We start from the raw sequence: 22,069 nt of genomic DNA, 5'->3' as shown, positions 1-22,069 counted from the left end.
ACCGAACCGGAAGGGTGGAACATGTCGCTCCGACTCCGCTCCGGAGTGGTGATGACCGAGACCGACTACGGCATCGCGCTGCTGGACCAGACCACCGGCGAGTACTGGACCCTCAACCCCACCGCCGCACTCGTCCTGCGGACGCTCCTCGACGGGGAGTCCAAGGGACAGGCCGTGCACGCGCTGACCGCGCGGTACGACGTGGACCCCGGCGAGGCGGCACGCGACGTCGAGCGCGTCTACGGCGAACTGCGGACGGCCAGGCTGCTGTCCGGGACCCGGCCATGACGACTCCCGAGGCGGTGCCCTACCGGCCGGACGCGGTGCCGCCCGTCACCCGCTGGGCGGCCCGGGCCGCCGTCGCCCTCGCCCATCTGCTGGCCACCCAGCCGCCCGGGCGCGTCCGTGTGGTCCTGCGCCTGCTCCGGCGCGGGGCCCGGCCCGCGAGCCTCGCCGAGGCGATGGACGCCAGGGAGACCGTCCTCGCCGTCAGCCTCTCCAGCGGAGGGCAGAAGGGCTGTCTGCCACGCTCCCTCGGCACCGTGCTGCTGTGCCGTATGCGCGGCCAGTGGGCCGTGTGGTGCGTGGGAGTCCGTTCCCGGCCGCCCTTCGCGGCCCACGCGTGGGTGGAGGCGGAATCCGTCCTGGTGGGCGAGGGCGCGCCGGCCGACTACTTCCAGCGCTTCTTCACCGTGGAGTGAGTGCCGTGAACAGCATGAATGCAGCAGCGGAAGCGTGGGAGGAGGCCATGGACACGGCACCGGCGGCACGGCCGCGCGGCGCGGGGCGCCGGGCCCTGGCCCGGTACCTCCGGCCGCAGCGCTCCGCCATCCTGGGCGGCGCGCTGCTGGGCCTCGTCGGCGGGGCGCTGGGCCTGGCCCAGCCCCTGGCCGCCGAACGCCTGGTGAACGACCTCGAACGGGACCGGACGGCCACCACAGAGGTGATCGTCCTCGGTGTGCTCGTCCTGATGGGCGCGGTCCTCGTCGCCCTCGGCCACCTCGTGCTGGAACGGGCGGCCGAACGGCTCGTCTGCGCCGCCCGGCGCGGGCTGGCCAGCAGGCTGCTCAGGCTGCGCGTCCCGGTGGCCGAGTGCCATGAGCCCGGCGATCTGATATCCCGGGTCACCGCCGATACGACACTGCTGCGACAGGTCGCCACCCAGGCGATGGCTGCGGCCCTGACCGGCACCGTCATCACCCTCGTCACCGTCGTGATGATGGGGGTCCTGGACCTGGTGCTGCTCGGTGTCACCCTCGCGGTGATCGCGTTCATCAGCCTGACCAGCGGTCTGGTGATCCCCCGCATCGGCCGGGCCACCCGGCAGACCCAGGAGGCCGTCGGCTGCATGGGCGCCGCCCTGGAGCGCGCGTTCGGCGCCTTCCGCACGGTCAAGGCGTCCGGGGCCGAGCAGCGCGAGATCGCCCGCCTGCACGACGCCGCCGAACGGGCCCGTCGCACGGGCACGCGCGCCGCCTCCTGGGAAGCCGTCTCGGACACCGTCTCCCAGGTGTCCGTACAGGTCTCCTTCCTGGTGGTCCTCGGGGTGGGCGGGGTGCGCGTCGCCTCCGGGGCGATCGACATCTCCACCCTCGTGGCCTTCCTGCTCTACCTCTTCTCGCTCGCTCCCCGCATCAACCAGCTCGTGGGCGCCGCCGGCCAGTTCCAGGTGGGAGCCGCGGCCGCCCTGCGGATCAGGGAGGCCGAGGAGATGGCGGTCGAGGACTCCGGCACCGGGCAGGAGCCGGCCGCGGACGCCGGATGCGGCCCCCGCCCCGCGTCCATCGCCTTCGACCGGGTGCGCTTCGGCTACCGGCCCGGGCTGCCCGCCGTCCACCGCCGTATCTCCTTCACGGTGCCCGCCCGGGGGCTGACCGCCTTCGTCGGCCCGTCCGGCGCGGGCAAGACCACGGTCTTCTCCCTCATCGAGCGGTTCTACGAACCGGACAGCGGCCGCGTCCTGCTGGACGGCCGGGACGTACGGCACTGGCCCCTGGCCACGTTGCGCGCCGCCATCGGCTACGTCGAACAGGACGCGCCCGTCCTCGCCGGAACGCTGCGGGAGAACCTCCTCCTCGGTGTCCCGCACGCCACCGACGGGCAGCTCCACGAGGTCCTGCGCCGCGCCCACCTCGACGAACTGGCGGGCAGGCTGCCGCAAGGGCTCGACACGACCGTCGGCCACCGGGGCAGCATGCTCTCCGGCGGCGAGCGCCAACGCGTCGCGATCGCCCGCGCGTTGCTGCGCAGCCCGCGGCTGTTGCTCCTGGACGAGGCCACCTCACAACTGGACGCGGCCAACGAAGCGGCCCTGCGGGGCACCGTCGCCGACGCGGCCCGGACGACGACGGTGCTGGTCGTCGCCCACCGGCTGTCCACGGTGATCACCGCGGACCGCATCGTGGTGATGGAGGCCGGCCGCATCCGGGCCGTGGGCACCCACGCGAAGCTCCTGGCGAGCGACGAGCTGTACGGGCAGCTGGCCGCCACGCAGCTGCTGGCGAACTGAGGGCGTGCGGCGTGCACACAGCCGCACGCCGCCCCACCTTCGGGTGAAAGGATCGCCTCCGTTGACTTCGGGGCGCGGTTCCCGCGGGGATCATGCGAGGCGTACCTCCCGTACCGAGACGGAGCACGCCCCATGGCCAAGTGCGATACCTGCGGCAACGACTACTGGCTGGCCTTCGAGGTCAAGACCATCACCGGCGACACCTACACCTTCGACAGCTTCGAGTGCGCGATCGGCAAGCTCGCGCCCAGCTGCGAACACTGCAAGACCCGCATCATCGGGCACGGCGTCGAGGTCGCGGGGCGCTTCTTCTGCGGCGCGCACTGCGCCCGCGAGGGCGATTCGGGGCTGGGGCAGCAGATCCGCGACACGGTCGGGGCGCACCCGGGGTGACGGTCGGCGCGCACCTGGGGTGACGGTCGGGGCGCGCTCCGGGTGGCGAGGGGCGTCAGACCCTGGCGCCCAGCCACGGCCAGTAGCGCGGCAGAGCGCGCACCGGCCAGATCAGCACCCACCACCAGACGGCCACGAGGGGGGCGGCCAGGGAGACCAGGAAGGCGGTGAGGGCGATGGCGGCGATCGACGCGTTGTCGAACACCTCCCGGACGACCTGCCGACGGGTGACCTCCGGCCTGCGGAGCGGGCCGGGGGTGCGCAGCCGCAGGGCCATGACGGCCAACAGCGCGGCCTCAAGGCCGATGGCGCCCGTGTAGATGGCCATGGCCACGGGCGCGCCGCCGTGTTCGCTCAGCAGCCGGGCGGTGAAGGGCAGGAAGGCGATGACGGCCAGCAGGGCGAACTCCAGCCGGACCATGGCGCGGTCGAGGGTGGCCATCAGCCGGAAGAGCTTGTGGTGGCCGAGCCAGATCGCCCCGATGAGCACGAAGCCGACGATGTACGCGAGGACCTTCGGCATCACATGGCCGAACGCCTGACCCACCTCCGCGTCGGGCAGGCCGTCCGGCACGTGGATCTCCAGGGCCAGCAGCGTGATCGCGATGGCGGTCACGGCGTCGGCGAAGGCGAGCATGCGGTCCATCTCGATGACGTACGGGTCACGCGCCACGGCCGCCAGCGTAGGGCGGATACGGGGGACTTGGAGGGGTATCTGCGGAAAACCGCACGATCGGATGATTGCACCCGGGCAGACTTTCCACAGTGGAAAATCGACTGTTGCCGCTCCGGAAACTGTGTGCTTCACTTTCCGTCATGGCAACTGATGAGAACTCGCGGTCGTCCCGGCCGCACATGCCGTCCCGGGAAGGCGCCGCCGAGGCCCTGGCCCTCGCGGAGCAGGCGCAGGTGGCGGTCGTGTCGGTCACTCCCGGCCCGGCGTACAGCGTGAAGCTCTCCCTGGCGCTGGCCGGGGTCTATCTGTCCCATCTCCTGCCCGAGCCGTGGGACTTCGTGGGCATCGCCCTCATGTACGTGTTGATGCTGACCGTCATCGTGGCGCAGTTCCGCTCCAGCGGCGTCCGGCACCGGGTGCGGCCGGGCATGAAGCGCGGCATGCTCCTCGCCGCGGTGTTCGCCTTCGTGGTCTACCTGACCGCGCTGTACCTGGACGACCATCAGGGCATGCCGTGGATATGGGCACCGGCGGGCCTGCTGGTGGGAGGGGGCATCCTGGTCCACGACAGACAAACCCGGAAGAAGGGCATAGCAGCGTCGTGACCGCCCCCGAAGACGGCTTCAACGAGACGATCCACGCGCCGAACCGGCTCCGGATCTGCGCCGCCCTCGACGCCGCCGAGGAGATCGAATTCGTGACCGTCCGCGAGATGCTGGGGGTGAGCCCGTCCGTGCTCAGCAAGCATGTGACGGTGCTGACCGACGCGGGGTACGTCGAGCAGCGGCGGGCCGTGCGCGACACCCGGCAGCGCGTCTGGCTGCGTCTGACCAAGGACGGCCGCGCCGCCTACCGCGCCCACCTCGCCGCCCTCCGGGCGATCGTCAACGCCGACCTGGGAGAGGGGTGAGGAGGCTGACCGAGGGAGGAGACTGGCTCAGCGGCGGCGTCCGGCGCCCTTGAGGGTGGCCCGCAGGTACTCGCGGTTCATCGTCGCGATCGACTGGAGGGGGATGCCCTTCGGGCAGGCCGTGGCGCACTCGCCGGTGTTGGTGCAGCCGCCGAAGCCCTGGTCGTCCATGGCGCCCACCATGTCCAGCACCCGGGACTCGCGCTCCGGCGCGCCCTGCGGCAGGACGTTCAGGTGCACCACCTTCGCCGAGGTGAAGAGCATCGCCGAGCCGTTGGGGCAGGCGGCCACACAGGCGCCGCAGCCGATGCACTCGGCGTGTTCGAAGGCCAGGTCGGCGACAGGCTTGGTCACCGGCGTGGCGTGGGCCTCGGGCGCGGAGCCGGTGGGTACGGAGACATAGCCGCCGGCGCCTATGACCCGGTCGAAGGCCGAGCGGTCGACGACCAGGTCCTTGACGACGGGGAAGGCGGCGGCCCGCCAGGGCTCGATGTCGACGGTGTCGCCGTCGGAGAAGTGCCGCATATGGAGCTGGCAGGTGGTGGTGCGCTCCGGGCCGTGGGCCCGGCCGTTGATGACCATGCCACAGGCGCCGCAGATGCCCTCGCGGCAGTCGTGGTCGAAGGCCACGGGCTCGTCCCCGGCGAGGATCAGCTCCTCGTTGAGGTGGTCGAGCATCTCCAGGAAGGACATGTCCTCGCTGATGCCGCTGACCTCGTAGGTGGTCATGGCCCCGGCGTCCTCGGGGGAGCGCTGGCGCCAGATGCGCAGGGTGAGGTTCACGCATAACTCCGCTGAGTGGGGTGGACGTATTCGAAAAGAAGCTCTTCCTTGTGGAGCACGGGCGGGGTGCCCGTGCCCGTGAACTCCCAGGCCGCCGCGTAGGAGAACTCCTCGTCCTCGCGGGCCGCCTCGCCGTCGGCCGTCTGGCTCTCCTCGCGGAAGTGGCCGCCGCAGGACTCCGTGCGGTGGAGGGCGTCGAGGCACATCAGCTCGGCGAGCTCCAGGTAGTCGACGATCCGGTTGGCCTTCTCCAGCGACTGGTTGAGCTCCTCGCCCGTCCCCGGCACCTTGATCCGGCGCCAGAACTCCTCGCGGAGCGCCGGGATACGGTCCAGGGCCTTGCGCAGACCGCTGTCGGTGCGGGCCATGCCGCACTCGTCCCACAGCAGTTCGCCCAGCTCACGGTGGAAGGACTCGGGGGTGCGGTCGCCGTCGCTGGCGAGCAGCCGCCGCAGCCGGGCGGTGACGCCGTCGACCGCCTCCACGACCGCCGGGTGGTCCGCCGGCACCTCGTCGTGGGGGTGGCGGGCCAGATAGTCGTTGATGGTGGAAGGGAGGACGAAATAGCCGTCGGCCAGGCCCTGCATCAGGGCGGAGGCGCCCAGCCGGTTGGCGCCGTGGTCGGAGAAGTTGGCCTCGCCGATGGCGAAGAGGCCGGGCACGGTGGTCTGGAGGTCGTAGTCCACCCATAGGCCGCCCATCGTGTAGTGGATGGCCGGGTAGATCCGCATGGGGACCTCGTACGGGTTCTCCGCCGTGATCCGCTCGTACATCTCGAAGAGGTTGCCGTACTTCGTCTCGACGGCCTCACGGCCCATCCGCGCGATGGCGTCGGCGAAGTCGAGGTAGACGCCCTGGCCGCCCGGGCCGACCCCGCGTCCCTCGTCGCAGACGTTCTTCGCGGCGCGGGAGGCGATGTCGCGGGGGACGAGATTGCCGAAGGAGGGATAGATCCGTTCCAGGTAGTAGTCGCGCTCGGATTCGGGGATCTCGGCCGGCGGGCGGGTGTCGCCCTTCGCCTTGGGCACCCAGATGCGGCCGTCGTTGCGCAGCGACTCGCTCATCAGCGTCAGCTTCGACTGGTGGTCGCCGGAGCGCGGGATACAGGTCGGGTGGATCTGGGTGAAACAGGGGTTGGCGAAGTACGCGCCGCGCCGGTGGGCACGCCAGACGGCGGTGGCGTTGGAGTTCTTGGCGTTGGTGGAGAGATGGAAGACATTGCCGTAGCCGCCGCTGGCGAGGACCACCGCGTCGGCGAAGTGGGTGCTGATCCGGCCGGTGATCAGGTCGCGGGCGACGATGCCGCGCGCCCGGCCGTCGACCACGACCAGGTCGAGCATCTCGGTGCGGGCGTGCATCTCGACGTTGCCCGCGGCGATCTGGCGGCTGAGCGCCTGGTACGCGCCGAGGAGCAGTTGCTGGCCCGTCTGGCCGCGGGCGTAGAAGGTGCGGGAGACCTGGACGCCGCCGAAGGAACGGGTGTCCAGCAGCCCTCCGTACTCGCGGGCGAAGGGGACGCCCTGGGCCACGCATTGGTCGATGATCTCGACGGAGACCTGGGCGAGCCGGTGGACATTGGACTCACGGGCGCGGAAGTCGCCGCCCTTGACGGTGTCGTAGAAGAGACGATGGATGGAGTCGCCGTCGTTGCGGTAGTTCTTGGCGGCGTTGATGCCGCCCTGGGCGGCGATGGAGTGGGCGCGGCGCGGGGAGTCCTGGTAGCAGAACTGCACGACGCGATAGCCCTGTTCGGCGAGGGTGGCGCCCGCCGCGCCGCCCGCCAGGCCGGTGCCGACGACGATGACGGTCAGCTTGCGGCGGTTGGCCGGGTTCACCAGCTTCGCCGTGAAACGGCGGCGGTCCCAGCGCTCGGCTATCGGCCCGTCCGGGGCCGCGGTGTCGGCCAGCGGCGCGCCGGTGGCATAGCGGAGGTACTCGCCCATCTCGCCCATCTCGCTCATATCAGCTCACGACTCCTGTCAGAACACCGAGGGGCACGGCGATGAAGCCGCAGGTCAGCAGGGCGGCCAGACCGTTGGCGAGGGCCTTGAGCAGCCGGTCGCGGCGGGCCGATCCCACGCCCAGCGTCTGGGCCGCGCTCCAGAAGCCGTGCCTGATGTGCAGCCCGAGGGCCAGCATCGCGACGATGTAGAAGGCGGAGACGTACCACCGGTCGAAGGAGGCGACGAGGTTCTCGTACGGCCTGCCCTCCTGGGCGTTGGGGTTCACGGTGAGGGTGGTGAGGTCGAGGATGTGCCAGACGATGAACAGGCCGAGGATCACCCCGCCCCAGCGCATGGTCCGGGTCGCGTAGCTCGTGCGCCGCCGCCCGCGCCCCCGGTACTTCACCGGGCGCGCCGCCAGGTCCCGGCGGCTGAGCTGGTACGCGGCGACCCCGTGCAGGACGACCGCGACGCTCAGTGCCACCCGGGCCAGCCACAGGAACCACTCATGGTGCAGGAACGGTTCGCCGATGGTGCGGATCCAGGCCCCGTAGTGGTTGAACTCCCCTGCCCCGAAGAAGACCTTGAGATTGCCCAGCATATGGGCGACCAGATACGCCAGCATGATCATGCCGGTGACCGCCATGACCGCCTTCTTGCCGACGGTCGAGCGCCACACGGAGCCGATGAGGGACGGAGGGTTCGCCGTCCGGGTCGCCAGTGCCATGCCGTCGACGCTAGGCCGGGGGTCTTTGATGCGTCCAAGACATGATGGGGCTCGTTTCCATAGGCTCCTCCTATCTATGGTGGTGGGGTGCAACTTCAGCAGCTCCGCTACTTCGCCACGGTCGCCGAGGTCCGGCACTTCACCCGGGCCGCCGAGGCCCTCCACGTCGCCCAGCCCTCGCTGTCCCAGCAGATCAGGGCGCTGGAACGGGAGCTGGGCGCCGAGCTCTTCCACCGCGCGCGGGGCAACATCGCCCTGACCGACGCCGGCGAGGCCCTCCTGCCGCTCGCCCGCCGCATCCTCGCCGACACCGAGACCGCCCACCGCGAGGTGCAGGAAGTGGCCCAGCTGCGGCGCGGCCGGGTCCGGCTCGGCGCACCGCCGAGCCTGTGCGCGAGCCTGGTGCCGGACGTGCTGCGCACGTACCACGCCCGGTTCCCCGGCATCGAACTGCACGTCGACGAGGGCGGCTCACGGGATCTGGTGCGCCGCCTGGCCGACGGCGGGCTCGACCTGGCCCTGATCATCACCCCGCTCGGCGTGGGCGCCCCCGCGCTGGAGACGCGGGAACTACTGCGGGAGGACCTGGTGGCGGTGTCGGCACCGGACGGGCCCGCGCCCACGCGCCGGAGCCGGATCGGGGTGGGTGAGCTGCGGGACCTGCCGATGGTGATGTTCCGCAGCGGCTACGACCTGCGCGAGATCACCATCGCCGCCTGCCGGGCCGAGGGCTTCGAGCCCTCCTTCACCGTCGAGGGCGGTGAGATGGACGCCGTCCTCGGCTTCGTCCGGGCCGGGCTGGGCCTGGCCGTCGTCCCCGGCATGGTCGCCGCCCGCTCCGGACTGCGGGTCACGCCCTTTGAGGGCGACCGGATGCGGCGGACTGTCGCCGTGGCCCATCGGAAGGATGCCCCGCCGCCGCGGGCTGCTCGCGAATTGCGGCGGGTGCTACTGGAGCACCTCGGGGTGGACGAGCGCTGAGCGCGCTCCGCTGGAGGTGCGGTCTGGTCACCGCGGGCCGGTGGGGGCTGGTCGCGCAGTTCCCCGCGCCCCTTACGGGGCGGGCCGGTGGGGGCTGGTCGCGCCCACGCGGCGGAGCCGCATATCGACACTGCCCCGCGCCCCTTGCGGGGCGCTCAGACCAGCGCGTTCCCCAGTGCCACCCCCGCGAACGCCGCGCCCAGACCGCACACCACGCTCGCGGCCACGTTGAGCACCGCGTACCCCCGTGCCCCGTCCTCGGTCAGCCGCAGGGTCTCGTAGGAGAACGTGGAGTACGTCGTCAGCGCGCCGCACAGGCCCGTGCCCAGCAGCAGCCGTGTCGGCTCGTCCACCGCGCCCGTGAGCACGCCCAGCACCAGACAGCCCACGATGTTCACCGTGAACGTCCCCCAGGGGAACACCGAGTCGTGCCGGGCCTGGACGAAGCGGTCCGTGAGATAGCGCAGTGGGGCGCCCACCATGGCGCCGCCCACCACGAGGAGCCAGTTCACCCGCGCGGCTCCGCCCCGCCGGCCGCGTCCCCGTGACGCACGATCTCCACCGGTTCCAGGGTGACCAGGCCGGGGCCGGTCAGCTCCGCCAGCTCGGGGACGAACGCCCGTACCCGTTCCTCCGCGTCCACGATCACCACCGCCACCGGCAGGTCCTCGCTCAGGGACAGCAGCCGGGCGGTGTGGACGCGGGAGGAGGCGCCGAAGCCCTCGATGCCCCGGAACACGCTCGCGCCGGCCAGCCCGGCGGCGTGCGCCCGGTGGACGATCTCGGAGTACAGGGGCCTGTGGCCGAAGGTGTCGGACTCGCCCACATAGGCCGTCAGTCGCAGTGCTCCGCCCGGGAGACTCATCGTGCCCTCCTCCCGCCGGCCAGCCGGCGCGTCGCCTTCGCCGCCGCCCACACCGAGGCCAGCGCGATCAGTGGCGTGGCCACCAGATAGGCCAGCCCCTCGGCCGTCCGATCACCTGTGACCAGCCGCTGTACGTCCACCGCGTAGGTGGAGAACGTCGTGAAACCGCCCAGCACGCCCGTGCCCAGGAAGGGCCGGGTCAGCCGGTGCGGGGTGCCGAGCTCGGCGATCGTCACCAGCAGCACCCCGATCAGGGCACAGCCGACCGCGTTGATCAGCAGCGTCGTCCAGGGGAAGGCGGCCGGCGCGGTCGGCCACACCAGCCCCGCGGCGTACCGGGCCAGGGCCCCGAGGCCACCGCCGAGCGACACCGCGGCGACGACCGGTCCCTGGCCGGCGGAGGCGCGGCGCGGTGCGCGTGTCCCGCTTCCGGTCACCGTCTCCGGTGGTGCCGCGCCTGTGGTGCCCATCCGGCCAGGCTAGCTCACGGGCCGTGCCGGCTCACGGCTGTGCCGCGGGCGGGCCCGCGACCGCCGCCAGGCAGGCCTCCGCCCGGTCGGCGTCCATCAGCCACTCCTGGTAGTCGGCCGGGTCGGCGAAGCCGTTGACGTAGCGGTGGGCCAGCGCCGGGTGCCGGGCGGCCGCCGTCAGCACGTCCTCGAAGTGCCGGGGGCGGGCCGCGTCCAGCACCAGGTTGGTGAACGCCGTGGTGTGCCGGGCGTGCTCCCACCAGGCGGCGAACGTCTCGTGCATCCACGCCCGGTCGAAGGGCCGCTCGCCCCGCTCCACGATCGACGTCAGATACCGGTCCGCGCAGCGCGCCGCGTTGTTGGAGCCCTGCCCGGTGATCGGGTCGTTGAGGACCACCGCGTCGGCCATGCCCAGGACGTACGAGCCCGGCGCGACCTCCGCGACCGGGTGGCGCACCACGGGCGTGAGGCTCCCGGTGAGGGCCGCCCCCGGATCGGTCGGCTCGGCGTGCGCGCACAGCTCGTACTCCCACGGCGCGTACGACCGCAGCAGCTGCCAGGTGCGCTCCAGCGTCGCACCCGGTCCGGAAACGTTTTGCCAGCAGTCGAACGGACCGCCCGGGTGCCCCTCCCACAGCAGGATCACGCACGGCCCCGAGCCGGTGAGCGCGGGCAGTACGAAGAACTCCCCGGCCCCCGGGAACGCCGACATCCGCAGGAACGACGGCGGAAGCTCCGGATCCGGCCGCACCCCGTGGACGTACACACAGGCCAGGACGCGCTGCGGCCGCTCGTACGGGCTGTGCCGCTCGTCCCGCCCGAAGACCTCCCCCAACGGTCCGTGCCCCGTGGCCAGCAGGGTCAGATCGTGCCCGGCGGCCAGCGCCGGCAGCTCCTCGGCGGCGACCGGCCGGTACTCCACCCGCCCCCCGCGCTCCTCGAACAACTCCAGCCACCGCGCCGTCTTCACCCGCTGATCGACGGACTGGGCGGGCTCGTCCAGCCGGGACCCCACGGCCCGCTCCGGCACCCGGACGCCCGGAGGATCGACGGGGCTGATGACCACGCCGTCGATCGCCGGGGTCTGCCGGTCCCATAGATTCAGCCCCGCCCGCCGCTCCACGGCGAGCGCCGGACCGTACATCAGCTGGGTGGACAGCACCCGCCCGGCCCGGACCTCCTGGGGCGTCCGGGCCGCGAACACGGTCACGTCGTACGCCTGCTCCCGCAGACCGAGGGCCAGCTGCAAGCCCGCCTGGCCCGCGCCGACAATCGCGATCCTGCGCATGGTTGCCTCCGAAAAAGCCGGATTCCCGTGGCCCGCCCCCGATGTAACAGGCCTCGGCGCGCCCTGTACAGACGGCACGCGAGGGCCGCGCCGACCGTCACCCGGTGTGCGACGGGCTCGCTGGTTGGCAGGAAACCGGCGCTTCCGCCGTGCCGGGCTGGGCAGTCTTCCGACCGGTCACCCTCCGCCACCGAGAGCGGAGCCGCCGCTCGTCAGGGGCGGTCGAAGGCCGCGACCGGTCCAGGGAGGCAGAGGCACCACCATGACGAAACGACCCCATTCACCGCCGCGCCCCGTGCCGCCCGGCTCGGTACCGCCGCAGCTCCAGCGCGCGAAGATGCTCGACCGCGTCGAGGAACGGCTGCGCGGCCTGTTCGAGGAGGAGCACCGGCGGCGGCGCACCTCCGACGCCCGCGGCGCCGAGCTCATCGAGTCCCTCGCCGAGCTGCTGGCCGCCGGCGGGGACCGGGCCCGGCCGGTCATCTTCCTCACCGGCTACCTCGCGGCCGGCGGCGACCCCGCGGACCGGACCGCCGACATCGCCGTCGACACCGCCGTCGCCCTCGAACTCCTCGACACCTGCACCCTCATCCGCGGCGACGTCCGCGACGACGCGCCCCTGCGCCGGGGCATCCCCACCCTGCACATCGGCCGGGCCGCCGAACACGAGCGCAACGGCTGGGCGGGCGAGTCCCGGCGCTTCGGCGAGTCCACGGCGACCCTCGCCGGCGATCTCGCCCTCGCCCACGCCGACCGGCTCGCGCTGGCGCTGCCCGGCGAGGCCCGGCGGATCTGGGACGAGCTGCGCGTGGAACGGGTCATGGGCTCGTACACACGGGAGGCCATGGTCGCCGAATACCTTGAGGACCCCTGGCCGGGGCGCTGTGTCTCCGGTTGCGACCGCGGCTGCACGGCGGGCTGGTACGCCCTGCGGCACCCGCTGCGCCTGGGCGCGGCGCTCGCGGGCCGGGCGGACCTGGGGCTCTCGTACGACGCGTACGCGCGCCCGCTGCACGCCGCGTGGCGGTTACGGGGCTTCCTCGACGGCGGCCCGGAGTACGGGTGGGACGCCTGGCTGCTGCGGGAGATCCTCCTCGACCCGGAGGAGCGGGACGTCGCCGAGCAGATGATCGAGGAGCTCGTCGACCACGCGTGCCGGAGCGCGGCGGGCCTGTCGCTGGCCACGGGCTGGCACGAGGAACTGGCGTCCTTCGCGGCCAGGGTGGCGGCACAGGACGAGTGACCGGCGATCGACCGGCGAATCGACCGGTACCCCGCGCTCCCGGCGCGGGGTACCGTCCGTCCGATCCGGCTGCACGCCGACCATCCGGCTACACGCCGACCGCGATGGCCGTCACGACAAGACCGTCCCGCACGAGCCACCGGCCCTCGAACCCCGACAACCGCCCCCCGGTGGCCGCCCGGAGCGGCTCCGGAGTCAGAATCGTCGCCCTGAAGGTCTTTGCGTCCGCATCGACCTCGAGAATCGCGTCCTGAAAGTCCAGCCACTGCCTCGTCAGCGGAAACCAGGCCTTGTAGACGCTTTCCTTGGCGCTGAACACCAGCCGGTCCCAGCACACCTCGGGGCGTTCCGCGGCGAGCCGGGTCAGCCAGCTCCGTTCCTCGGGGCGCGTCACCAGTTCCCGGACTCCGCCGTTGGGCAGGGGCTCATGGGGTTCCGCGTCCAGTCCGATCGTCAGAATGTCGGTGGCGTGGGCCACCGCCGCCGCGCGATAGCCCGCGCAGTGCGTCATGCTGCCGATCACACCGGAGGGCCACTGGGGCGCACCCCGCTGGCCGGGCACGATGGCGACGGGCCCGACGCCCAGCCGGCCCAGGGCCGTACGGGCGCAGTTCCGCACCGTGGTGAATTCCCGGCGCCGTTTCTCCACGGCCTTGGCGACCAGCGCCTCCTCCTCGGGGAAGAGCGCGGGAGCGTCGGCCGGATCGGCGAATGCCTCGGCCGTCTCGATCGGTAAAGGCAGCAGTTTCCCAATCATTTTCGCCCGTCATTCCCTGGTCGAAGCGGCCGGAGTGTCTGTACGAAAGGAACCTTGCCAGCTCGGCATCCCATGGGGAAACCCCCATTTCTGTTGATCGGCCCACATCCGGGATCACCCGGACGCTTCATCGACGAAACCTTTGCGACCTCCAAACGTTGATCCGGGCTCCCGGCCGTCACCGACCGGGTGCTCGTCCGTACGACCAAGCAAAGGTGTCTCCCCATGTCACGTATCGCCAGGGCAGCAGTCGTCACCGCCGCCGTGGGCGCCACGCTCGCCGGGTTCTCCGGTGGCGCTGTCGCCGACTCCGGAGCCAAGGGCGCAGCTGTCGGTTCCCCGGGTGTCGTCTCGGGCAACGTCATCCAGGTGCCGATCCACATCCCGATCAACCTCTGCGGCAACTCGATCGACATCGTCGGCCTGCTCAACGCGGCGTCGGGCAACGTCTGCATCGCTGACTGACGCCCGTTCGACGCGGCTGAACGTGGCTCCGGGACCTCCCCGGCCCGGAGCCACCAGGGGTTGTGTACGTCCCGGGGGCCCGCCCTGTACGACCAAGCGAAAGTGTTCTCTCCCCATGTCACGAATCGTCAAGGCCGCGGCTCTGACCGCCGCGGCGGGTGCCACGCTCGTCGGCTTCTCCGGCGCCGCCGTCGCCGACTCCGGAGCCCTGGGCGCGGCCGCCGGCTCCCCGGGTGTCATCTCGGGCAACGTCATCCAGGTCCCGATCCAGATCCCGATCAACCTCTGCGGCAACTCGATCGACATCATCGCGCTGCTGAACCCGACGTTCGGCAACACGTGCATCAACTCGGAGATGGAGGAGCACCACTTCGAGTCCGAGGAGCACCACCACCACGAGCAACACGAGCACCACGAGCACCACGAGCGCTGATCCGCGGCTCCGGGGCGCTCTCCGCTCCGGAGCTGTAGCTGTAGTCGTGCGCATGGCGCCCCCGGTCGTCGACCGGTGGGCGCCATGCGCGTTCGAACGTAGGATCTTGCCCCACGACCGCGGCGGTCCAGGGGGGAACGCATGGGCGAACGCATGGGCGACGAGATCCGGAACGCCATCGGGGGCGGGACGTACCACGGTCCGGTGCTGCAGGGACGGGACGTCCAGTACCACCATCACCACCACGCCGCCCTCAAGGTACGGGCGCCCCGTCAGCTGGCCCCGGAACCCGACGTGTTCGTCGACCGCCACCCGGTCTTCACCGAGCTCGAACGCGCCGCCGCCGGCCGCGCCGCGCGGAGCACGCCCCTGATCGTGGCGCTCACCGGCCTCGGCGGCATGGGGAAGACGGCCACCGCCCTGCGCTGGCTGCACCGGTTGCGTCGGCACTTCCCCGACGGCCAGCTCCAGGCCGACATGAGCCCGCACGGCCACCTCGCGCCGCTCGACCCCCACTCCGTGCTCCAGGGCTTCGTCCAGGAGCTGGGAACGCGGGCGGACGAGAGACCGGCCGGGCAGGCCGCGCTGGAGGCCCACTACCGCTCGCTGACGGCACGCGGGCCGCTGCTGGTCCTGCTGGACGACGTGGTGAACGTCGGACAAGTGCGCCCGCTGCTCCCCGCGCACCCCGGCAGCGTGGTCGTCGTCACCAGCCGTATGCCGCTGACCGCGCTGAAGGCCCGCCACCCGAGCATGCTCAGCCTGACACTGGGCAGCCTCGACAGGAAGGCCAGCGTCGAGCTGTTCCGCGCCGTGGCCGGTGAGGACGCCGTCCCGGGTGCGACCGCCCTGGAGAGCGTGCTCGCCGCCTGCGGCGGCTATCCGCTCGCCGTACGGATCGCCGCAGCCCGCGCGGGCGAGCTGTACGGGTTCGGCGAGGACCCCGCCGAGCTGGCACGCGAACTCGGCGATCACCGGACCCGCCTGGAGGCGCTCGAAGTGGACGACCTCTCCGTCCCCCAGGTGCTGGGCGCCGTCCACCTGTCCCTGGCCGACGGCCCGGCCGCGCTCTACCGGGCGCTCGGCGCGCACCCGACGCCGGAGTTCTCCCGCGACCTGGTGCGCCGGCTGGCCGGGAACGACACCGACGCGCGCACGCTCGTACGGGAACGGGTCCTGGAACCGGCCGGGGAGGGCCGGGTGCGCATGCACCGGCTCGTCCACGACCACGCGCGGTCCGTGGGCACGGCGGCGGACGAACCGGCGGTGGACCGCCTGCTGGACTGGTACCTGCGACGGGCGGCGGCCGTGGAGCGGCTGGTCTCCGACCGCTGGCGGTACGGCCCGGTGTTCACCGAGCCCGAGCCCGAGGGCGACTCCGGCTCCCGCTTCGCGGACGCCGGCGAGGCCCTGGACGCCTTCGAACCCGACCGCGCCAACGCGGTGGCGGCGGTGAGACTGGCCCACGACCTGGGACGGTACGCCATGGCGTGGCAACTGGCCGAGGCGCTGCGCGGGTTCTTCTTCCGGCGCAAGTACCACCGGGACTGGATCGAGGTGTGCGAGCTGGGCCTGAAGGCCGCCGGGGCGTGCGGGGACGACGCGCTCGCTCCGGCCCGTATGCACTACGAACTGGCCTTCGCCCACGCCGACCGGGGCGACGCGACCGACGCCGGGACCGCAGGCCGCCACTACCGGGAAGCGCTGCGGCTGGCGTCCGCCGCCGGGCACGCCCGCACGGAGTCCTCGGCCCTGGAGGGCCTGGGCCTGCTCGCGCTCCGAGAGGGCGCCGCGGAGGAGGCGGCGGAGCACTTCCGGCAGGCGTTCCGGGCACTGGACGGCCTCGACCACCCGCGCGGCCGGGCGCTCCTCACCTTCCACCTGGGCCGCGCCCACGCCGCCGGGCACCGCCACCAGGAGGCGGCCGAACTGCTGCTGGGCGCCCGCCGGATGTTCGCGGAACTCCCGGGCCGCCCCGACCGCTTCAACGAGGCCAAGTCCCTCTGGCACCACGCGAGGGCCCGCCTCCGGGCCGACCGCCCGGACGAAGCCCTGCCGGGCCTGGACGAGGCCATCACCCTGATCACAGGCTGCGGCGCCCCGAAGGAGCACGCCGACATACTCCTGGACCGAGGCGACCTCCTGGCGACGCAGGGGAAGCGAGCGGAGGCGGAAGCGGACTGGCGGCAGGCCGTGGACCTGTACGAACAGGCGAGCAGCGCACTGGCGATGAAGGCAAGGGAACGGCTGACGTAACCCGTTTGCGTCCGGGGCAAAACTCACCCCACCCGCAGCATCCCCTCCCCACCCCCCACCCGCACCGAAACCGCCCGCGACCCCGCCCCGCCAACCGCCACCGCGTAAAGCACCGAAGCCGCCACCCCCAGTTCCATCGCGCCCTCTTCCCACCGCCCGCTCAACATCCCCCCGTCCCGCGTGACCGCGACGCACCCCGCCGCGCCGTCGCGGTCGGGAAACGCCACCAGCCAGCACCCCCCATGCCCCGCGAACACACGCTCCGCCGCCGCGCGGTACGTCTCGCGCGCCCCCGGCGCCCTGGCCAGGACGACATCCGCCGCACCGGCCCACCGGCCGTCCGGCTCGCCCTCCGCCACCACCAGGTGGGGATCGGTCAGATGCCCCGTCACCGCCCCTTGGAGCGAGGCGAGGTAGCGGCGCAGCACCATCGCCCCCTCCGTCCCGGACCGGACGTCGCCGTCGACACCGACGTCGACGAACATGGGCGGCGGCACCGGCCCGTACCGCTCCGCCGGGAGCGACAGCGGCAGGGCGACGGGCCGGGGTACGGCGGGCGACGCCGGCTCGTCGAGCTCCATGCGCTCGTAGTAGAGGCGGCGCAGCAGTCCGGCCGCCTGCATGGGGCGGGAGGTGACGAGGTCGCCGATCTCGGCGAGCCGTTCGTCGCCGGCCTGGGCGGCGGCCGCGCGGCGCAGCTGGAGCCCGAGCGGTACGTCCGGCGCCACGCGCGGCAGCGCCGCGCCCAGCCGGGCCATGGGCGAACCGGCCGCCACCACCTCGTCGCCGAAGGCGCCCAGCAGGCCGGGCACGCCGAGCGCGGCGGCGTAGAGGGTCAGTGATCCGTGGTCGCCGATGAAGGCGTCGGCCGCGACCAGCGCCGCCTTCCAGGTGTCGGTCTCGGGCGCGGGCAGGAGGAGCCCGGATCGCAGATACGGCGCCAGCCAGGCGCGGAGCTGCCAACCGCCATGGCCGTACCAGACGTTGGGGTGGACGGCCGCGAGGACGCGGTACTCGTCGGGCGGCAGCTCGGCCAGGGCCCGGCGGACGAGGTCCATGTTCGCACCGAGGAGGGAGTGCGGCCCCCAGGTGGAGGTGAGGGCGAGCAGCTTCCGGCCGGGCGTCAGGCCGAGGGCGGCGCGGTACTCCGCGCGGAAGGGGAGGCCGGCGCGGAGGTCGTCCATGCATGGGTCGCCGGCGACGACGGAGAGGGGTACGGCCTCGGGGCAGCCGCGGCGGAGGCGGTCACGCTGCTCGTCGTGGGAGAGGACGATCGCGGAGGGGATCAGCTTCCCGTCGTGAGTGAGCCATTCCGCATCCAGCCCGAACGCTTCCGGCTTCCGGCTTCCGGCTCCCGGCTCCCGGCTCCCGGCGCAAGTGTTTATTGTATCCAGCGCCGTGCGGCGCGCCCACAAGTGGCGCGTTTATCTTATGCAGTTCGCCGCCCCGGCTACTGCTCACCGCGAGGTCGAATTTCTCCCGCTTCGCTTCCTCCCAGGATATCCAAGGAAGTTGTCGCGCGGCTATGAATTCCCGCGTTCCGTTCTCGAGCGCCGAAGATCCCGTGCAGGTGAACACCACATGCACCCGGCTGTCGCCCTCGAACGGCGCGAGCAGGTCCAACAGCCGTGTCGCGGAGGTGATGTTGTGGATGACGCCCAGCACCGTGCGCTCCGGCGTGGCGGTGGCCCATCGCCCCGCGTCGTCCCGCAGCAGGATGTGCGACGGTCGCGACGACCCCGCGTACGGCATCGGAAGTCTCCTTGTCGATCGGGCTGTCGGTCGGGTTGTCGATCAGGCGCGCGCCGGGCGCGCTCGGCATCCGGCCGACGATACCTCGCTCCCGGGCGCCGGTTCCGCAGCGCAGTACGATCATTACTTTGCGTATATATGCATGTTTCGGGGGAGTAGGTGGTAAGGGGGGTGGGGGCATGGCGGCTGGGGGATCGGCATCGACCAGGGCCCAGGAGGCCCGGCGGCACGAGCGTGAGCTCCGGGAACAGCTGAGGGCCGCGCAGCGGGAGGCCCGGCGCTGGGAGGCGGCGAGCGAGGGCGAGCGCAAGGTCGCCGCCCAGCTGCTGATGCTCACCGAGCGGGGCTGGCGGCTGCTCGTGGACCGGCGCTGGCCGGGGACGCGGGTGGCCAATGTGGACATGCTGCTGATCGGGCCCGGCGGCGTGTTCGTCATCGACGTCAAGAACTGGCGGGCCGCCCCGGAGACCGCCGACGGGCATCTCGTCGCCGCCCGGCAGCGGCGTGACGGCGAGATAGGCAAGCTGCTGGCCGTGACCCGGCTGGCCGAGGCGGCCGTGGCGGAGCTGGGCATGTCGCCCGTGGCGGTCCGGCCGGTCGTCGTCTTCGCCGGCCGCTCGTTCAGCGGCGAGCTGGGCCGGGTGCGGCTGCTCGGGGAGCGCGAGGTGGGGCCGGCGCTGCTGGCCGAGCGGACCCGGCTCGCCCCGGCCCGGGTGGGGGAGGTCGCCGGCCATCTGGCCCGGGTCTTCCCGGCGTACGAGGGCTCGTCCGTTCCCGCCGAACGCTCCGGCGCGCGCCCGGCGGCGCACCCGGCGGCGCACCCGCCCCAGGAGCCGGCCGACGCGCTGTTCGACGTCGAGGGCCTGCGGGACGCGGCCGTCGAGGCCGCCCGCCGGGGCCCGATCGAGCAGTGGATGACCTTCCTCCACCCCGCCCAGGTCGCCCTCGTGCGGCGCAACTGGTCGGGCCCGGCCCGGGTCAGCGGCCCGGCGGGCACGGGGAAGACCGCCGTGGCCCTCCACCGTGCCGCGCTCCTCGCGCAGCGCACGACCGGGCGCGTGCTGTACGTGACGTTCGCCAGCAATCTGCCACGCGTGCAGGCCACTTTCCTCAAGGCGATGTCCCCGGCCGTCGCCGACCGGGTCGAATTCCGCAGCCTGCATTCCTGGTCGCTGAAATTCCTCGAAGAACGCGGAATTCCCCACCGGCTGCACGGAGAAGGCGCGCTGACGGCGTTCAACCGGGCCTGGATACACCGCGGTCGCGACAGCGTGCTCGGCGCCCTCGACCCGTCGCCGCGCTATTGGCACGAGGAGATCGACTGCGTCATCAAGGGCCGGGGCATCACCCGCTTCGAGGAGTACGCCACGCTCAGGCGCCACCGCCGCCGCACCAACCTCCGCCGCCCGCACCGCGAGGCGGTCTGGGCGCTGTACGAGGAGTATGAGCGGGTGCGCGCCGAGCGGGGCGTGCACGACTTCAACGACATCCTCGGCCTCGCCCTGGCCGAGGCCCGTGCCCGGCCGGGCCGTTCGCCGTACGCGGCCGTCATCGCCGACGAGGTCCAGGACCTCACGCTCGTCGGGGTGCGGCTGCTGCACGCGCTCGTCGGTGACGCGCCCAACGGCCTGCTGCTGGTCGGCGACGGCCAGCAGGCCGTCTACCCCGGCGGCTTCCGCCTCTCCGACGCGGGGATCGACGTGCGCGGCGACCGCGGCCAGGTCCTGCGGGTCAACTACCGCAACGCCAAGGAGATCCTGGACGCGGCCCTCGCCGTCGTCGCCGAGGACGCCTTCGACGACATCGACGGCACCCGGCTGGCCGGTCTGCGCGACGTGGACCTCACCTACCGGGGCGGCCAGGTCACCCGTGCCGTCCTGCGGACCCCCGCCGAGCTCGACGAGGCCCTGCTCGCCGCCCTGCGCGGCCGCGGCGAGGCCGGCTGGCCCGACTCGGCGGTCCTGTGCCCCACCCGGCGCGAGACGGAGCACTACCAGCGGCTGCTTGCCCGGGCGGGGATCCCGCAGTGCCCCCTGGAGCGCTACGACGGCCGGCCCGTGCCCGGGGTGAAGGTCGGCGGCTACCGTCGCGCCAAAGGGCTGGAGTTCAAACACGTCTACCTGCCGGGTCACACCACGGCGGGCGTCCCCGGGCCGGACGACGACGGCATCGCGCTCGAACGCGAGGAGCTCCGGCGTGCCCAGCTGTTCGTGGCCATGACCCGGGCCAGGGACACATTGTGGCTGGGCTCGGTCGAGGCGCCGGTGAGCACCGCCCCGGCGCACGACGCCCCGGCGTCGTGGCCTGCCCGATTGTGATCTTCTCGTGGACGCCGGTACGGGCTAGCGTGCGAGGAAAGCACCCGTGACGACAGACAAGTTGGAGCATTGCTCGTGGACGACTCCCGCTCGGCCATACGCGCCGCCCGCCTCTTCGACGGCGAACGGTCCCACAGCGGCCCGGTGCTGGTCCTGGTCGAGAACGGCCTGATCACCGATGTCGACCTCACCGGCGCCAACCCGCCGGAGGGAGTGCCGCTCACGGACCTCGGGGACGCCACGCTGCTGCCGGGCCTGATCGACGCCCACAGCCATCTGGCCTTCGAGGCGGGCGGCGCCACCGAGCACCAGATGTGCCACGACGACGACGCCACCGTGCTCGCCCGGATGCGCGAGCACGCGACCCGGGCCCTGCGGGCCGGGATCACCACGGTCCGGGACCTGGGCGACCGGGGCTATCTGTCGCTGCGGCTGCGCGAGGAGTTCGCCGAGGAAGGTACGGGCCCCCGGATCGTGGCGGCCGGCCCGCCCCTCACCCGTAGCAGCGGCCACTGCTGGTACCTGGGCGGCGAGGCCGACGGGACGGACGAGGCGGTCGCCGCCGTCGCCGACCGGGCCGAGCACGGCACGGACCTCGTCAAGATCATGGCGACGGGCGGGATGTCCACGACCGGCTCGAACCCCGGCGGCTCCCAGTACACCCTGGCCGAGCTGCGGGCCGTCACCGAGGCCGCGCACGGCCGGGGGCTGCCCGTCGTCGCGCACGCGCACGCGGCGGCGGGCATCGCCGACGCCGTGGCCGCCGGGGCCGACGGCATCGAGCACTGCACGTTCATGACCCCGCACGGGGTGCGCCTCGCCCCCGCGACGGTCGACGCGATGGCCGCGGCCGGCACCTTCGTCGGCTGCACGGTCGTCAAACCCCGCGCGGGCATGCCCGACGAGGTGCTGCGGACCATCGAGCCCTACTGGGAGAACCAGGCGTACATGCACCGCCGGGGCGTGCGGGTGGTCTGCTGCACCGACGCGGGCATCAACGCGCACAAGCCGCACGACGTGCTCCCCGCGGACCTCGTGTACTTCGCCTCGCAGGTCGCCACCAACACCGAGGCCCTCACGTCGGTCACCTCGCTCGCCGCCGCGTCCTGCGGCCTCGCGGACCGCAAGGGCCGCATCGCTCCCGGCCACGACGCCGACCTGCTCGCGGTGGCCGGGAACCCGGTGCACGACCTCGGCGCGCTCTCCCGCGTCCGCGCGGTCCACCGCGCGGGACGGCGGGTCGCCGGCGCCCTGCCGGAGGAGGCCGGTACATCAGGAGCACCCGGCGCGTAAGGAGCAG

23 protein-coding genes are annotated in these 22,069 nt (G+C 72.7%); 13 read left to right on the top strand and 10 right to left on the bottom strand.

Annotated elements, in window-relative coordinates; all coding sequences use genetic code 11:
• Positions 1-21: 21 nt before the first annotated feature.
• From RM609_RS15020 to RM609_RS15005, 4 genes are all read left to right on the top strand, one after another.
• A complete protein-coding gene (locus RM609_RS15020) occupies positions 22-288 on the top strand; it encodes a lasso peptide biosynthesis PqqD family chaperone (protein ID WP_311611193.1) in 267 nt (88 codons plus the stop codon).
• Entirely contained in the window at positions 285-701 is a 417-nt protein-coding gene (locus tag RM609_RS15015; RefSeq protein WP_311611192.1) for a lasso peptide biosynthesis B2 protein, read from the top strand. Before RM609_RS15020 ends, RM609_RS15015 begins: the two co-directional genes overlap by 4 nt.
• A 47-nt stretch (positions 702-748) precedes the next feature.
• The gene (locus RM609_RS15010) at positions 749-2,509 is read left to right on the top strand and encodes an ABC transporter ATP-binding protein (RefSeq protein ID WP_311611440.1); all 1,761 of its coding nucleotides are present in this window, start codon (positions 749-751) and stop codon (positions 2,507-2,509) included.
• Between the two features lie 132 nt (positions 2,510-2,641).
• Positions 2,642-2,902, top strand: a complete 261-nt coding sequence (locus tag RM609_RS15005; protein ID WP_311611190.1) for a metallothionein — start codon at positions 2,642-2,644, stop codon at positions 2,900-2,902.
• A 55-nt stretch (positions 2,903-2,957) separates the two neighbouring features.
• Here RM609_RS15005 and RM609_RS15000 read toward each other — a convergent pair whose 3' ends face one another.
• Positions 2,958-3,575, bottom strand: a complete 618-nt coding sequence (locus RM609_RS15000) for a TMEM175 family protein (RefSeq protein WP_311611189.1) — start codon at positions 3,573-3,575, stop codon at positions 2,958-2,960.
• A 143-nt stretch (positions 3,576-3,718) separates the two neighbouring features.
• Between RM609_RS15000 and RM609_RS14995 the strand changes: the two genes are divergently transcribed.
• The gene (locus tag RM609_RS14995) at positions 3,719-4,183 is read left to right on the top strand and encodes a hypothetical protein (protein WP_311611187.1); all 465 of its coding nucleotides are present in this window, start codon (positions 3,719-3,721) and stop codon (positions 4,181-4,183) included.
• Complete coding sequence (locus RM609_RS14990; protein WP_311611185.1) at positions 4,180-4,488, top strand: transcriptional regulator; 309 nt, start codon at positions 4,180-4,182, stop codon at positions 4,486-4,488. The genes RM609_RS14995 and RM609_RS14990 overlap by 4 nt, the downstream gene beginning before the upstream one ends.
• Positions 4,489-4,515: 27 nt before the next feature.
• Here the strand turns inward: RM609_RS14990 and RM609_RS14985 are convergent, their stop codons facing one another.
• Genes RM609_RS14985 through RM609_RS14975 form a run of 3 tightly spaced genes read right to left on the bottom strand, consistent with a single transcriptional unit; the run spans position 4,516 to position 7,941 of the window.
• Entirely contained in the window at positions 4,516-5,271 is a 756-nt protein-coding gene (locus RM609_RS14985; protein WP_311611183.1) for a succinate dehydrogenase/fumarate reductase iron-sulfur subunit, read from the bottom strand.
• Positions 5,268-7,214 (bottom strand): fumarate reductase/succinate dehydrogenase flavoprotein subunit, encoded by a 1,947-nt coding sequence (locus RM609_RS14980; RefSeq protein WP_438828447.1) that lies wholly within the window; start codon positions 7,212-7,214, stop codon positions 5,268-5,270. Before RM609_RS14980 ends, RM609_RS14985 begins: the two co-directional genes overlap by 4 nt.
• A gap of 19 nt (positions 7,215-7,233) precedes the next feature.
• Positions 7,234-7,941, bottom strand: coding sequence for a succinate dehydrogenase cytochrome b subunit (locus tag RM609_RS14975; protein ID WP_311611181.1), 708 nt, complete (start codon positions 7,939-7,941; stop codon positions 7,234-7,236).
• A gap of 87 nt (positions 7,942-8,028) precedes the next feature.
• Between RM609_RS14975 and RM609_RS14970 the strand changes: the two genes are divergently transcribed.
• A complete protein-coding gene (locus tag RM609_RS14970; RefSeq protein WP_311611179.1) occupies positions 8,029-8,922 on the top strand; it encodes a LysR family transcriptional regulator in 894 nt (297 codons plus the stop codon).
• Positions 8,923-9,077: 155 nt separating this feature from the next.
• Here RM609_RS14970 and crcB (RM609_RS14965) read toward each other — a convergent pair whose 3' ends face one another.
• From crcB (RM609_RS14965) to RM609_RS14950, 4 genes are read right to left on the bottom strand one after another with little or no spacing between them, the layout of a single operon-like run.
• A complete protein-coding gene (crcB, locus tag RM609_RS14965) occupies positions 9,078-9,434 on the bottom strand; it encodes a fluoride efflux transporter CrcB (RefSeq protein ID WP_311611177.1) in 357 nt (118 codons plus the stop codon).
• On the bottom strand, positions 9,431-9,787 hold the full coding sequence (locus tag RM609_RS14960; RefSeq protein WP_311611176.1) for a DUF190 domain-containing protein: 357 nt from the start codon (positions 9,785-9,787) through the stop codon (positions 9,431-9,433). Before RM609_RS14960 ends, crcB (RM609_RS14965) begins: the two co-directional genes overlap by 4 nt.
• Positions 9,784-10,257: a fluoride efflux transporter CrcB gene (gene crcB / locus RM609_RS14955; RefSeq protein ID WP_311611175.1), complete on the bottom strand. Its 474-nt coding sequence runs from the start codon at positions 10,255-10,257 to the stop codon at positions 9,784-9,786. Before crcB (RM609_RS14955) ends, RM609_RS14960 begins: the two co-directional genes overlap by 4 nt.
• Before the next feature lie 31 nt (positions 10,258-10,288).
• Complete coding sequence (locus RM609_RS14950; RefSeq protein ID WP_311611174.1) at positions 10,289-11,545, bottom strand: styrene monooxygenase/indole monooxygenase family protein; 1,257 nt, start codon at positions 11,543-11,545, stop codon at positions 10,289-10,291.
• 262 nt (positions 11,546-11,807) lie between these two features.
• Between RM609_RS14950 and RM609_RS14945 the strand changes: the two genes are divergently transcribed.
• Positions 11,808-12,788: a polyprenyl synthetase family protein gene (locus tag RM609_RS14945; protein WP_311611173.1), complete on the top strand. Its 981-nt coding sequence runs from the start codon at positions 11,808-11,810 to the stop codon at positions 12,786-12,788.
• Positions 12,789-12,876: 88 nt separating this feature from the next.
• On the opposite strand, the gene RM609_RS14940 is transcribed toward RM609_RS14945, so the two are convergent.
• Complete coding sequence (locus RM609_RS14940; RefSeq protein WP_311611171.1) at positions 12,877-13,545, bottom strand: 4'-phosphopantetheinyl transferase family protein; 669 nt, start codon at positions 13,543-13,545, stop codon at positions 12,877-12,879.
• 225 nt (positions 13,546-13,770) lie between these two features.
• On the opposite strand from RM609_RS14940, the gene RM609_RS14935 reads away from it, so the two are divergent.
• The 3 genes from RM609_RS14935 to RM609_RS14925 all read left to right on the top strand — a co-directional run bounded on the left by RM609_RS14935 (position 13,771) and on the right by RM609_RS14925 (position 16,699).
• A complete protein-coding gene (locus tag RM609_RS14935) occupies positions 13,771-14,010 on the top strand; it encodes a chaplin (RefSeq protein ID WP_311611170.1) in 240 nt (79 codons plus the stop codon).
• Positions 14,011-14,125: 115 nt separating this feature from the next.
• Positions 14,126-14,443, top strand: a complete 318-nt coding sequence (locus RM609_RS14930) for a chaplin (RefSeq protein WP_311611168.1) — start codon at positions 14,126-14,128, stop codon at positions 14,441-14,443.
• Between the two features lie 141 nt (positions 14,444-14,584).
• Positions 14,585-16,699, top strand: a complete 2,115-nt coding sequence (locus RM609_RS14925) for an NB-ARC domain-containing protein (RefSeq protein WP_311611166.1) — start codon at positions 14,585-14,587, stop codon at positions 16,697-16,699.
• 23 nt (positions 16,700-16,722) lie between these two features.
• Here the strand turns inward: RM609_RS14925 and RM609_RS14920 are convergent, their stop codons facing one another.
• Positions 16,723-17,883, bottom strand: a complete 1,161-nt coding sequence (locus tag RM609_RS14920; RefSeq protein WP_311611165.1) for a hypothetical protein — start codon at positions 17,881-17,883, stop codon at positions 16,723-16,725.
• Positions 17,884-18,630: 747 nt separating this feature from the next.
• Between RM609_RS14920 and RM609_RS14915 the strand changes: the two genes are divergently transcribed.
• Together RM609_RS14915 and RM609_RS14910 are read left to right on the top strand one after the other, a co-directional pair.
• Complete coding sequence (locus tag RM609_RS14915; RefSeq protein WP_311611163.1) at positions 18,631-20,769, top strand: nuclease-related domain-containing DEAD/DEAH box helicase; 2,139 nt, start codon at positions 18,631-18,633, stop codon at positions 20,767-20,769.
• A 75-nt stretch (positions 20,770-20,844) separates the two neighbouring features.
• Positions 20,845-22,062 carry an amidohydrolase family protein gene (locus RM609_RS14910; RefSeq protein ID WP_311611162.1) on the top strand — a complete coding sequence of 406 codons (1,218 nt, stop codon included), beginning with the start codon at positions 20,845-20,847 and terminating at the stop codon, positions 22,060-22,062.
• The last annotated feature ends 7 nt before the right edge of the window (positions 22,063-22,069 follow it).

Source organism: Streptomyces hesseae (assembly GCF_031845785.1).
Classification (GTDB): domain Bacteria; phylum Actinomycetota; class Actinomycetes; order Streptomycetales; family Streptomycetaceae; genus Streptomyces; species Streptomyces hesseae.
Note: the sequence above shows the minus strand (reverse complement) of the source record. Positions and strands in the feature narration are given on the sequence as shown.

What these genes read in the sequence shown, in the direction of transcription:
- RM609_RS15020 (WP_311611193.1), top strand. Translation starts at nt 22, where the DNA reads ATGTCGCTCCGACTCCGCTCCGGAGTGGTGATGACCGAGACCGACTAC.
- RM609_RS14935 (WP_311611170.1), top strand. Translation starts at nt 13,771, where the DNA reads ATGTCACGTATCGCCAGGGCAGCAGTCGTCACCGCCGCCGTGGGCGCC.
- RM609_RS14945 (WP_311611173.1), top strand. Translation starts at nt 11,808, where the DNA reads ATGACGAAACGACCCCATTCACCGCCGCGCCCCGTGCCGCCCGGCTCG.
- RM609_RS14920 (WP_311611165.1), bottom strand. Translation starts at nt 17,883, where the DNA reads ATGGACGACCTCCGCGCCGGCCTCCCCTTCCGCGCGGAGTACCGCGCC.
- RM609_RS14925 (WP_311611166.1), top strand. Translation starts at nt 14,585, where the DNA reads ATGGGCGAACGCATGGGCGACGAGATCCGGAACGCCATCGGGGGCGGG.
- crcB (WP_311611175.1), bottom strand. Translation starts at nt 10,257, where the DNA reads ATGGGCACCACAGGCGCGGCACCACCGGAGACGGTGACCGGAAGCGGG.
- RM609_RS14915 (WP_311611163.1), top strand. Translation starts at nt 18,631, where the DNA reads ATGGCGGCTGGGGGATCGGCATCGACCAGGGCCCAGGAGGCCCGGCGG.
- RM609_RS15015 (WP_311611192.1), top strand. Translation starts at nt 285, where the DNA reads ATGACGACTCCCGAGGCGGTGCCCTACCGGCCGGACGCGGTGCCGCCC.
- RM609_RS14995 (WP_311611187.1), top strand. Translation starts at nt 3,719, where the DNA reads ATGGCAACTGATGAGAACTCGCGGTCGTCCCGGCCGCACATGCCGTCC.
- RM609_RS14950 (WP_311611174.1), bottom strand. Translation starts at nt 11,545, where the DNA reads ATGCGCAGGATCGCGATTGTCGGCGCGGGCCAGGCGGGCTTGCAGCTG.
- RM609_RS14980 (WP_438828447.1), bottom strand. Translation starts at nt 7,214, where the DNA reads ATGGGCGAGTACCTCCGCTATGCCACCGGCGCGCCGCTGGCCGACACC.
- RM609_RS14960 (WP_311611176.1), bottom strand. Translation starts at nt 9,787, where the DNA reads ATGAGTCTCCCGGGCGGAGCACTGCGACTGACGGCCTATGTGGGCGAG.
- RM609_RS14930 (WP_311611168.1), top strand. Translation starts at nt 14,126, where the DNA reads ATGTCACGAATCGTCAAGGCCGCGGCTCTGACCGCCGCGGCGGGTGCC.
- RM609_RS15010 (WP_311611440.1), top strand. Translation starts at nt 749, where the DNA reads ATGGACACGGCACCGGCGGCACGGCCGCGCGGCGCGGGGCGCCGGGCC.
- RM609_RS14940 (WP_311611171.1), bottom strand. Translation starts at nt 13,545, where the DNA reads ATGATTGGGAAACTGCTGCCTTTACCGATCGAGACGGCCGAGGCATTC.
- RM609_RS15005 (WP_311611190.1), top strand. Translation starts at nt 2,642, where the DNA reads ATGGCCAAGTGCGATACCTGCGGCAACGACTACTGGCTGGCCTTCGAG.
- RM609_RS14975 (WP_311611181.1), bottom strand. Translation starts at nt 7,941, where the DNA reads ATGGCACTGGCGACCCGGACGGCGAACCCTCCGTCCCTCATCGGCTCC.